The following is an 8,789-nucleotide window of genomic DNA, read 5'->3' on the forward strand; positions in this document are numbered from 1 at the left end:
AACTTCGCTCGTAAGGGCGACCTTAAGAGCGCAGCCTCGCTACCGTGCCGTCCTCTCGCAAGGCGGCCTTCGCCGGAGGGTATCGCCCTAGGCAACCGCAAGCCGACAGCTGCGGATGTGACGATTGCTAAGAACTATTGTTCCCCGGATGAACTCCGCAAGATGGGACTCATAGGAGAGGCTTGGCTGCTCTATGCCGAAGGCATGGCGATCCAAGGCAAGCAGGTATCGATGCTGCGGCTTCTGGAAAAGCTGAAGGAACTCGTCGCACAGTACGAATTTCCAGTCAGTCTTTCCTGGTTACAAAAGTGGCGGTCCACGTCGGCCAGACGCAGACAAGTTCGCGAAGACGCAACTTGAATTGTTCAAGAAAACCGGCATCCGGTTGCCGCGTCCAACCGCATAACCTGTCGGCCCGCCGCCTTCGGGGTAGCTTTCCTTGAGGCGGCGGTTTCCTCGCCGGTACGACTGCCAAAATGGCTGGACTTAAATTTGCTACGGTCGCATTCTCCCCTTGGGGAGAGGGGCGTGGGCAAACGTCGCTATCAAGACAATGAGTACAATCGCCGAAGGTATGGCAGGCGCCATCGTTCGCGTGACACGCCGTTATGGGCAAAGATCGCGACTGGCGGCACGATCCTGGCTGGCCTGCTTGCCTTTGAATTTGGTTCCGCCGCTGTAGGCTGCGGCATCAAGGGCAACATCAGCTACAACACTGGCGAGAAAATCTATCACGTTCCGGGACAGGAATATTATTGGGAGACGCGCATCAATCTGCTGAAAGGCGAGCGCTGGTTTTGCTCGGAGGAAGCCGCGCGCAAAGCGGGATGGCGGAAATCCAGGGTTTAGACAGGGGTCCAACGCGCGGACGCCCATCATGCAAGGTCACATCTTTGTTGATCTTAAGCGATGCGCTCACCGCACCATACATCAAATGCGTTTCCGCTTTTGTGGGCGCTTCGATGCCCTTTGCGCGGAGTAGGACCAGCGCTATCTCCTCAGCACTCATTGGCGCCGTGGCGGTCCTCAGAACGTCGACGGCGGCACGCATGAAACAGCGGGTTTGGATTGTTGCGACGCTTGACGGAGATGGCGCGGGGCATTGAAGCCAGGTTCCAACAGATGCAAGACCGCCTCGACATGCTTCATCTCTTCAATGAGCTTCGCGGCCTGCTTCTCGTCGCGCCTGATTTTCGCGCCGATCTCACCGTGAAGGCGGATTAGCGCCTAGAGCGCTGGTTTGTGATCCATGGCCAAAAGGTAGGCCAAGATCGGGGCCAATTCTTGTGGCGGTTGCGCCATAATACCGCAAAACTGTACGCCAACTCCGCCTCGGCAGCCGTAGTGCCCGCGATCAGGAAGCACAACGAGTGGGGCCCAAACGCCCGCGATGGTTTCATTGTTCACAGCACGCCACCTTCACTTGAATATTTTCAGAACATGCGAATCGCTCAACACAGCCGTGTAGGGCCCATCCGTTAGAACTCCCGGAGCGCCATTGATTGCGGACCGCGGATTATAATAGGCGCCGGTACCCTCAGTGATATCGACATCGAACGAGTATGCCCAATCAAGATTCGCAAGCTCGGGAGTTGGGTACTTCTCCACTGACCTCTTGCACAAAAGAGCCGTTCAGTAGGCTAGCGCGGACCCCGTTGTGAACGACCTGGCAGGTCACGCTACTAAATGGCTCGGCACTTTTTTGACCGAGCGCATCACTAACCTCCGGGGCCGCATCTCGCAGCGCGATTACCAGATCGACGAACTCAAATTTTGCCGTTTGATGAAGAAGCGGAGGCGCCGCTGGTTCCCAACATAGGCACCACGGCAGTCGGCGGAAACGACGGGCCGACCCCTGTTGGCAGATAGCAGACCGGCGCAGGCCCAGCACGCAATCGGGCCCGCCGCCCCGGCAAAGGAGCTGTTCGCGGTAGATTATGGGCAAACGTGGACGTCTTTCTACGCGGTCGCGTCCGTCTCACTTCCTCATCGACCTCGCGCACCGAAGAACCTCGAGGAGCGGAAGCTCGACCACGACAACCATGCCCAGCACGACGGATCAGGGCACCGGCACGACGAACAGCGGGACCAACATGTCCGGCGATCAGGGCACCGACAAGACGACCACCAGCGGCACCACAAATCCGAACTCGGCCAGGGACTGCGCGCCCGGCCAGCAGACTGGCAGCGCGCAGCAGGCGGCGCCTAGTCAGCGCAGAACACGGCAGCCAACACCGCCGCGCCGGGCCAGGTGAAAAAGACCGGCGAAGGTTGCTGATTGGCACATCGGCTCAGGTTGGAATCACGGGCGTGTGGCTGGCTGGTCTCGGCAGACCACGACCAACTCGGTTGGGTGATGACGGAGGCACAGGGTGGCGACGCCTTGATCGATGCAGGATCTACCATGGACCGCGACCGTCGGGAGGAGTTCCTCGCCGGGTTCCTCACCCTTGCCGTCTCGTTAGGGCCTGAACTGCACCGCTATTGCTCGCGTCTCATGGGGTCGGTCATCGACGGCGAAGACGTTGTGCAGGATCTTTGCTCGAACCCTCGTTGCGCTCGACCAGGTGTGCAAGATTCCGCAGCTGCGACCCTGGTTCTTCCGGATTGCCCATACCCGTGCGCTGGACCTGCTGCGCAGCCGTGCGATCCGCGCAGCAGAGCCTATCGAGGCGGCCCTTGAAGTCGTTGTCGACGCCGCTCCGGACCCCGTGAAGATTTTGATGCAGCGATCCAAACTGCGGTGTCTCGCTTTACGGAACTCCCGATCCTCCAGCGCAGCGTCTTTATCCTGAAGGATGTGCTTGACGAGCCGCTGGCTGAGATCGCCGGTCTGCTCGATATCAGGGTCGATGCCATGACGGGGCGAATCTCCTGCTGCTCCGCTGACTCGACGTTATATCAGGGGGCGCTAATTATCGGTCCTCGGGTCAAAAACCTTAGAAGGCCGACATGCTGAAACCATCGTGGAACAACGCTCGAGGAAGCCGACTTCTATCTCTTTTTCGCAGCTATGCTGATCGTATCACAACGCGGCGGGTCACACGCAAACTTGATTCGTACGGAGATTGGCTGAGAGCCCTCACCCTGACACTCTTCCCGACGAGGAAGGCTCATCACTGCAATGCCTGCGATCGCGGTGTGGCGGCTTTTTACCGTTTCGGGCGATACACGCTTATTTGCCCGCTTTGTCATGCTCTGGATCGTGAGCGGTTCTTGATTTGTGCTCTAGACCGTAAGCTTCTCCGGCTTCCGGCGGGGCCGCTTAGAATTCTCCAGATTGCGCCGAGCGAGAAGGGGCTTTCAAAGAGACTATCTCAGGCGGGCAACCTCATTAAAGGCGATATCGAGCCCGGACGGTACGGCCCCGATACCGTGCAGGTTGACCTAATGAACATGAACGGCATCAGCGATCTCGATATTGTCGTCTTGTGTCATGTCATGGAGCACGTACCTGACGATCGGCATGCTTTTCGGCAAATTTGGTCATCCCTTAAGCCTCGAGGACAGGTCTGGATCCAAGTACCGCTTATCTATCGTCAAACGCTCGAAGCGCCGCCATTCATGTCACGGAGCGAGCGCGACGAGCGCTTCGGCGGATCAGATCACGTGCGAGCCTACGGACCCGATATCAAGGAACGTATCGAGGACGTGGGTTTTACGGTCGCTCGAATACATTCAGACCGTATACCTGCCGCCGATCGCGAGCGTCTTGGGCTTCTCCCCGATACTCTCTTTATTGCCGAACGGCCCGAGTAACACAATTCGGATTGAGAGCGCGACGTTCCCGACGCCATCCTTGGTGGCGATCATCGCTACTGTGGGCAGGCGCATCACCTGTGACCTCTGCCTTCGGAGGGCAGCTCTCGCCCTCGATGTCGGGCGCTGGCGCCTGCGAGTGCAGTGTCATGCTCCACCGCAGGTTGCACAAGCTATCCCCTCCTGGACTTCACTCGACCTGTAGGCTTGGCCGGATAAACGCGGCCGACACCCGGATCAGAGGCCGATGACTTCAACCCCCTGTCGGCCCATTCTTGGGGATTTGCGGGGCATAGACCACGCGACCACCCAACTTTGGATAGGCAGGTCCGGTGCCGTACGTGCCATGCTTTTCAAGCGTCCGGGGGAAAGGCCGACAAGTTTGGCGGCCTCCTCCGTCTTGAGCAGACGAGGGGGAAGGTGTCTGATCGTGACATGTTTTCTCCTTTCTGTTCGCACCAGATGCAGGTGCGCCGAGGAGAGGCTTACAATTTAGCGAATGCTCCAATCGCCGCTGGTTGCGCCCTCTCTGCACACGCCCCCGGACAAGTTTACTCGCCGTCGCACTATGAAGTGGTGCTGCGTGGTCAATTGGCCATGCGGCTGTGACGGGGCACCTACTGCGGCAATCATCGAGTGCTCATCACGCTTTGGCTCGGTGTTTCGGTGTTTCGACGAAACAGAAACAAAAGAAAAGGTGCAAACCCGTGTGCACGGCACGTGCACATCGCTCGCTAATTATTTGTTTCCGCCCAGTCCATCATCGTCCCGACTCGCTTCCGAGTTTCGTGGTGCTCGATCTCGATTTGCTGTCAGGCCGCTTGGCCGATAGCAAAAGAATGCCTTCTCAATGGGGGCGTCTTGCGATGCAGCGGCCTTCCGCTACCATCTTCAAACCGTGCGGCCCGGAGACATGGGTAACGGTTGTACGTAAGACATGGGTGACACCCTCGTGCCGAAGGGGTTGTCGTAGGTCTGCAAGGTCCTCTGTTCCAAGTCGATATATCTGAGATCATAGTGCATGAAGGAGACGAGCCAAATGCCGTCGTCGACTTCGTGATTCCGAGCCTCTGGCCGGCGAGCACGGTGGAGATGTTGATCTTCTTGCTGTGCATGCAGATGCCGCCGCAGGGCGGCGCTCCTTCTCCTTGTGTCTCGCCGCCGCCACGTCATTGCCAGGCAGCCGGAGGGCAACGGCCCGTGGCCAACTCAGTAGTCCGCGTCCGATCCCACGGCTGATCTCGCAACGCGGTCGACCTTTCCGCGCGCATAGCTAGGCATCTTGACTGCAATGATGGAGAGAATGCCGATGATTACGCCGGCGATTACATCTATTAAATGATGACCGCCTTCAGGCAGAGTGGCCACGATCATGGCGGCATTCACCATAGCCAACACGACAAAGAGTGGCCGGATGGTCCGCGCGGCATAGACCACTGCCAATCCAAGTGCCGTGTGGAACGACGGGAACGTTACGAGCCCTGTGCCTTTAGTCATAATCAGATCAAACGGCTCGCCTGATCGCAGCGCCATAAGCACATGATGGTGCCACATTCCGGCATTAGTGGTGAAGTTCGAAAATTGCCCCGGCGCCGGCTTGAAATAGGCATAAGCGCCTTCTGCTGGCGCCAAAGCCATCATCGCGCCCGTGAAGACCGAAGCAACCGCTAGAAGAGCGACAAACTCCAGTGCTCGTTCTCGTTGGTTTCTCACCGCGAGGAATAACAGAACGAACGGCATTTGGAACGCGAGCGCGTGATAAGCAAAAACCAGGACGGATGCTGTAATTGGCTTGTTGGTCGTGGCGAGGAACCACTGCCAGTCGAAACCGAGGGCGGAATCGATAGAAGCTAGAACCGGGTCCGCCAGAGGCCTTGAGGTGGCCGACGCCAGGTACATGAAGACGGTCGTGGTGATGGCGAGCGGAATGAAAGCTGCTGCGGAAACGACCACAATTCTCAGGCAGCCACAAAGATATTTGATTACGCTCGCAATTGGGCTTGTATCAGATCGCACCCTATGGAGCGCAACTGCGGATGCCATCCAAGATGCACTGAGGACAAGGGCCACCTTGCCTATATCAATCCAGTTCCTCGGTGAAAAATCGACTGTAGAAAGTGGCAGCCACAAAATGTCAATCAACCCGAAAAGAGCTGTAACCAAGGCAATAATTACTAAGTGGTTTCGAGTAGACTGCGGATCAGCATGGGGCACAGTCACTGCCACCAGTACAATGAGGATAAAGATGGAATGAGCATTGGCGTGGTCTGCCCATACGCGTTGTATTCGGGGAACACCGCTCGCAAGACCCTCTCCTCGTTCACGAGCCGCCGATATTGGAAAGCGAGGGCAATGGCGCAGATTGCGACGGTTGCCCATGTCGCATTGCCGAGAAGAATGCCGAGCAGGACGATCGCTTCGCAGACATAGAGCGGGTGGCGCACGATCTGGTAAGGGCCTGCCGTGACGAGCCGTCTGGCCTGCGCAGTGATGCTGAAGGATCTGCCGAGCCACCACAGGCACAAGATGCAAAGCGCGAAACCAACTATGGTGGTCAGGTCCGCAACAAACTCGATCTGCGGAGCTGCCTGGATGCGAGGGACCGCGATCAAAGTTGCGGTGGCAAAGCATCCGATGAGCGCGGAGATTCGCGGTTCAATTCCCTGCGCTGTTCCCAGGGGCGGAAGACGCGCCACTGTCATTCCAACGATGAGCACGAGAAAGCCGGCAGCGGCGACATCTGCGGTGAGATCGATAATCCACGCCACTGTCCATTCTGCGCCGGCAAGAGCTACCAAGAACGTTTCGGCCTTCAAAGTCGCGCAGAACGTGAAGTAGAGTGTCATCGTTGCACGCCCGACGAAATCACGTATCTCTGGTGGAGGGAGCTTCATTGATTCTGCCCTTCGGGATCACTGGATAGGCGAGTTGCTCGACGTAAGTTGATGGAATCGGATCATCGACGCCATAGCGCTCCGGGACAGCGTTACCGGGCAGGTACATGGTTCCGAGGAGCGCATCGATCAATGAAAGTTGACCTGCGAAGTTCTTGTCGTATGCCGCGCGCTCGTGAGCGTGATGCCAATGATGGAACTGGGGTGACGCGATCAACCACCGAAGCGGGCCGATGTTCAGCCTGACGTTGGCGTGCAGCAAAAGTCCGTGGACGTGAAAAATTATTGCAAACAGGGCGATCGCCGGACTGCTGAAACCCAGCAGATATACAGGCACGAGCGACGCGCTCTTTGTCAGAGCCTGGTCAATAGGATGAATCCTGTGCGCCGCCAACCAGTCCAGTTCTTCAATGCTATGATGAATCGAATGGAAGCGCCACAAAAAGGGAACGGCGTGAAAGGTGCGGTGGGCCAGGTAAAAGCCAACGTCCGCAATGACAATGATCTCTGATACCTGGAGCCAAACAGGTTGCGATGATACTGCGCTGCCGACATAGGCCGGCACCAGCCGCCCCACCGTACTCGTTGCTAGCGTGATAGCCGCGATCAGGCCAAGGCTTATCGGGATGCCATTAAACAGCGCATAGATGAGATCGTTGAAAAAGGCTTTCCTGAGTATCTTTTGATGGGGGCGCAGAGCGAACAGGTATTCGATCGGAACGAAGATCAGAACCGCAATTAAGAGCGCTTTGATATTCAGAATGTCCATACGGCGTCCCGCCGGCAAGACGCAATCCAAGCACTTCGCCAATTTGAGCGCAAGCTAATGGTTCTCGGAGATTAGTTGAAAAGGTAATTTGCGTGCCAAACATGTCAGGCTGAGAGCCCGCCTAGTGGATGGAATCTAACGCTTGGTGCCCGCGTTTGACGGCGGCAATGATCTTGTCGGGGTCGGCGACCCAAGAGAAGGGTTTGGGTTGCTGGTTGTGCTCTACGAAGCGGTTGATTGCCGCTTGGAGGTCGAGAACGGAATGGAAGACGCCGCGCTTGAGGCGACGCTTCGACAACTTGGCGAAGAAACCCTCGACCGCGTTGAGCCACCGGTGCGGTCGAGCGCCTGGATCTGGCTCTTCTCGTCGACCGACAGCACGATTGCGTGAGCCGGCGGATCGACATAGAGGCCGACGACGTCGCGCAGCTTGTTGACGAACTGGGGATAGTTGGAGAGCTTGAACTGGCGCCAGCGGTTGGGCTGCAGCCCGTGCGCCTTCCAGATGCGACGCACAGCGCTTGCGCTGATGCCAGCCGCTTGCGCCATCATGTCGGCGGTCCAGTGCGTCGTCTCGTCCGGCAGATTGACAAGCGTCAGCGCCACCACGCGCTCGGCCACCTCGGGTCCGAGCGCGTGGTCGGCGTCCTCGGCGATTACGGCGGCTGATGATCCTCGAACCAGAATGATGACTGGCGTCGCGAGATAGTTCCCACCGACGGCAAGGGAAAATGCGATGTCATGACGATACGTCTATTGTCCGAGCAAGCCTCCAGGAATGCCCACCGCGTCCGACGTGCCTGGTCAGGGTCCGTGTCGTAACGAAAGCTCCAGTCGGGGTATATGCATTGCATCGGCCAATGCATGAGATCGCCGGAAAACACTGCCCCTACGCCTCGAGATCTCAGGCCGATGGCTACGTGCCCCGGAGTGTGGCCCGGCGTCGGCTCCAGCCACACTTCGCCATCGAGTTCATAATCCATATCGACAAGCACGGCCCGACCAGCCTCGACGATTGGCAGCACATTGTCCTCATAGGTCCGTTCGTCGGCATCGCCGGAGGCGGCCTGTGCGGCCTCGAACTCGCGCCGCGCCATGATGTAACGGGCGTTCGGGAATGTCGGTATCCAACGCCCGTCCACCAATCGTGTGTTCCAGCCGCAATGGTCGATATGAAGATGGGTGCACAGCACATAGTCGATCTGCTCGGGAGCAACACCTGCATTCGCCAGGCGCGCCAAAAAGGTGCCGTCATTGCGGCGATGCCAATGCCGGAAGTATGGTACGCATCCGGTGAAGACCGCAGACGTGCGCATCCGGCAGCCAGGAGAACCTGAGCACCGGAGTGCTGGGGTCAAGCTTTCTTT

9 protein-coding genes and 4 pseudogenes are annotated in these 8,789 nt (G+C 58.0%); 6 read left to right on the forward strand and 7 right to left on the reverse strand.

Features of this window, described 5'->3' with window-relative positions; all coding sequences use genetic code 11:
• The 6 genes and pseudogenes from rhuM to NKI41_RS32480 all read left to right on the forward strand — a co-directional run.
• A partial coding sequence (rhuM, locus tag NKI41_RS32455) for a RhuM family protein (protein WP_502901269.1) occupies positions 1-360 on the forward strand: 360 nt, incomplete at its 5' end.
• Positions 361-528: 168 nt separating this feature from the next.
• Positions 529-849: a sunset domain-containing protein gene (locus NKI41_RS32460; protein ID WP_352503919.1), complete on the forward strand. Its 321-nt coding sequence runs from the start codon at positions 529-531 to the stop codon at positions 847-849.
• A gap of 231 nt (positions 850-1,080) precedes the next feature.
• The gene (locus tag NKI41_RS32465) at positions 1,081-1,224 is read left to right on the forward strand and encodes a hypothetical protein (protein WP_352687054.1); all 144 of its coding nucleotides are present in this window, start codon (positions 1,081-1,083) and stop codon (positions 1,222-1,224) included.
• 818 nt (positions 1,225-2,042) lie between these two features.
• Entirely contained in the window at positions 2,043-2,255 is a 213-nt protein-coding gene (locus tag NKI41_RS32470; protein WP_352503920.1) for a hypothetical protein, read from the forward strand.
• 128 nt (positions 2,256-2,383) lie between these two features.
• Positions 2,384-2,875 (forward strand): annotated as a pseudogene (locus NKI41_RS32475) (RNA polymerase sigma factor); the annotation flags it as partial.
• A gap of 77 nt (positions 2,876-2,952) precedes the next feature.
• Positions 2,953-3,759: a methyltransferase domain-containing protein gene (locus tag NKI41_RS32480; protein ID WP_352472985.1), complete on the forward strand. Its 807-nt coding sequence runs from the start codon at positions 2,953-2,955 to the stop codon at positions 3,757-3,759.
• A gap of 173 nt (positions 3,760-3,932) precedes the next feature.
• Here the strand turns inward: NKI41_RS32480 and NKI41_RS32485 are convergent.
• The 7 genes and pseudogenes from NKI41_RS32485 to NKI41_RS32510 form a co-directional block, all read right to left on the reverse strand.
• Positions 3,933-4,188 (reverse strand): annotated as a pseudogene (locus NKI41_RS32485) (helix-turn-helix transcriptional regulator).
• 462 nt (positions 4,189-4,650) lie between these two features.
• Positions 4,651-4,889, reverse strand: a pseudogene (locus tag NKI41_RS33450) (transposase); the annotation flags it as partial.
• Between the two features lie 79 nt (positions 4,890-4,968).
• On the reverse strand, positions 4,969-5,712 hold the full coding sequence (locus tag NKI41_RS32490; protein ID WP_352472987.1) for a phosphatase PAP2 family protein: 744 nt from the start codon (positions 5,710-5,712) through the stop codon (positions 4,969-4,971).
• A gap of 263 nt (positions 5,713-5,975) precedes the next feature.
• Positions 5,976-6,605, reverse strand: a complete 630-nt coding sequence (locus NKI41_RS32495) for a methyltransferase family protein (protein ID WP_352502859.1) — start codon at positions 6,603-6,605, stop codon at positions 5,976-5,978.
• A gap of 19 nt (positions 6,606-6,624) precedes the next feature.
• The gene (locus NKI41_RS32500; protein WP_352472989.1) at positions 6,625-7,422 is read right to left on the reverse strand and encodes a sterol desaturase family protein; all 798 of its coding nucleotides are present in this window, start codon (positions 7,420-7,422) and stop codon (positions 6,625-6,627) included.
• 121 nt (positions 7,423-7,543) lie between these two features.
• A pseudogene (locus NKI41_RS32505) lies at positions 7,544-8,055 on the reverse strand (IS630 family transposase); the annotation flags it as partial.
• 23 nt (positions 8,056-8,078) lie between these two features.
• Entirely contained in the window at positions 8,079-8,663 is a 585-nt protein-coding gene (locus tag NKI41_RS32510; protein WP_352687057.1) for an MBL fold metallo-hydrolase, read from the reverse strand.
• Positions 8,664-8,789: the final 126 nt, after the last annotated feature.

Origin of the sequence: Mesorhizobium sp. M0601 (genome assembly GCF_040320845.1) — a bacterium.
Classification (GTDB): domain Bacteria; phylum Pseudomonadota; class Alphaproteobacteria; order Rhizobiales; family Rhizobiaceae; genus Mesorhizobium.